This window comes from Dehalobacter sp. (assembly GCA_023667845.1).
Taxonomy (GTDB): domain Bacteria; phylum Bacillota; class Desulfitobacteriia; order Desulfitobacteriales; family Syntrophobotulaceae; genus Dehalobacter.
In genome coordinates this window covers 1-1,829 of sequence record JAMPIU010000007.1, presented here as the reverse complement: position 1 = coordinate 1,829, position 1,829 = coordinate 1, and the positions used below count along the sequence as shown (strand labels likewise).

Below are 1,829 nucleotides of genomic sequence, written 5' to 3'. Positions count from 1 at the left end.
GTCAGATAGACTCGCTCGAAAAGAGCAAGTTAGAGGAATTATACGGTGTGGTCGTCAACTTCATAAATGGCCAGAAGGAGTTGACGGATTGGGATTCACTCTCTGACTCTCAGAAAAATGGTATTTTTGATGCAATTCAAGAAATAGATAAGGGTAAGGGCATACCGCATCAAAATGTAGTGTCAAAATATCGTAATAAATATTCTCGTGCCTAAAAGCATTATCTGGGCTCCTCTATCCGAAAAAGACTACGACCAAATCCTTGACTTTCTAATCATTAACTGGGATGTGAATGTAGTTACGGAATTTATGGATGTGACTGAACATCTTATCAATCAGATATCAGAGAATCCAAGGCAATTTCCGCTTGTCAATAAAAAGCATAAAATTAGAAAGGCGGTGTTGACAAAGCATAATTCCTTATTCTACAGAGAGAGTAGGAATCATGTTGATATTCTGAGAATTTACGACACTCGTCAGGATCCTCAAAATTTAAGCTTTAAATAACCACAGCACACAACAGGTCGGTATATGTCATTGGCTTCTGTGCCGCGAGAATTTTCTGACTAAAGAGGACCGTTATGTGGCCAGCGGCACAGGCCGCCCCGGCACCGCCGGGGGCTCCCGCCGGTGTCACGGTTTTTGCCAACGCGAGAATTAAGTAATAACCGCATAATCCTGCACCGCACCACGAGTGCAAAAACACGCGCCACCGTCCGCCAGCTGGCGGACCAACTGCACATACCGCCGAACGTTACCGCCAATGCTGGGTCACATCCAATTAAAATCAAATTAAGATTTGCAAAATGTTGTCTAATTAGTTAACTTTGTAGCATGGCTTTTGAAAGACAAATTATCTTCTATAAGAGATATTTTCTGGATTTCTATGAAGAACAACCAGATGATGTTCAATCAAAAATTGAATGGACACTGGGATTAATCAAGGTAACGCTTCATGTTCCGGAAAAGCATTTTAAACACATGGAGGGTACCAAAGGTCTTTATGAAATTAGAGTTGAGGTAGGCAATAACATATATAGAATCTTTTCATTCTTTGATCACGGTAATATTGTAGTAGTCGGGAATGCATACATAAAGAAAACACAGAAGACACCTAAGAAAGAGATTGAAAGAGCTTTAAGAATTATGGAGGAGTACAAAAATGAAAAAGGCAGAAAATAACATAACAACTTTCGAGGAACTTCTCGACAATAAATACGGTAAAAGAGGTACCCCAAAACGTGAAGAATGGGAACAGCAGTTTGAAGTCTTCAGGCTCGGTGCGCTACTTGAAGATGCCAGGCTTAAAATGGGACTTACTCAAGAAGAGCTTGCCAAGAGATGTGGGACCAACAAATCGTATATCTCAAGGATTGAGAATAATGCTTCAGACATAAGGTTATCAACCTTGATGAAGATTATTCGTAAGGGGTTTGGGGGGCATTTAACACTTTCACTGCAACTTGACTAAAAAGCACTGTCGGTAACAGGTCGGTATATGTCATTAGCGCTCCGTGGCGCGACAATTGGGTAAATAAAGAGGCGGTTTTGTGGCTGGCGCCACGGCCTGCCCCTGCTCCCGCCGGGGACCCCCTCCTGGTGTCACGGTTTTTGCCAACGCGAGAATTAAGTAATAACCATCATAATCCTGCATCGCACCACGAGTGCAAAAACACGCGCCACCGTCCGCCAGCTGGCGGACCAACTGCACATACCGCCGAACGTTGGTGGTAATTTAATGCCAAACCCAACAAGACCAATATGCAAACATCAAACTACAACCCAAAAGCATTCTTGCAACTGATTAGAGTGATCTATTCTGCACAAAT

3 protein-coding genes are annotated in these 1,829 nt (G+C 42.6%); all 3 read left to right on the top strand.

All coding sequences use genetic code 11. The features are described 5' to 3' along the window. A partial coding sequence (locus tag NC238_00670; GenBank protein ID MCM1564468.1) for a hypothetical protein occupies positions 1-215 on the top strand: 215 nt, incomplete at its 5' end. A gap of 619 nt (positions 216-834) precedes the next feature. Next, positions 835-1,182, top strand: a complete 348-nt coding sequence (locus tag NC238_00665) for a type II toxin-antitoxin system RelE/ParE family toxin (protein MCM1564467.1) — start codon at positions 835-837, stop codon at positions 1,180-1,182. Further along, positions 1,163-1,471 carry a helix-turn-helix domain-containing protein gene (locus NC238_00660; protein MCM1564466.1) on the top strand — a complete coding sequence of 103 codons (309 nt, stop codon included), beginning with the start codon at positions 1,163-1,165 and terminating at the stop codon, positions 1,469-1,471. Before NC238_00665 ends, NC238_00660 begins: the two co-directional genes overlap by 20 nt. The last annotated feature ends 358 nt before the right edge of the window (positions 1,472-1,829 follow it).

Excerpts from the sequence above, each read along its gene's own strand:
- NC238_00665 (MCM1564467.1), top strand. The coding sequence starts at position 835 with ATGGCTTTTGAAAGACAAATTATCTTCTATAAGAGATATTTTCTGGAT.
- NC238_00660 (MCM1564466.1), top strand. The coding sequence starts at position 1,163 with ATGAAAAAGGCAGAAAATAACATAACAACTTTCGAGGAACTTCTCGAC.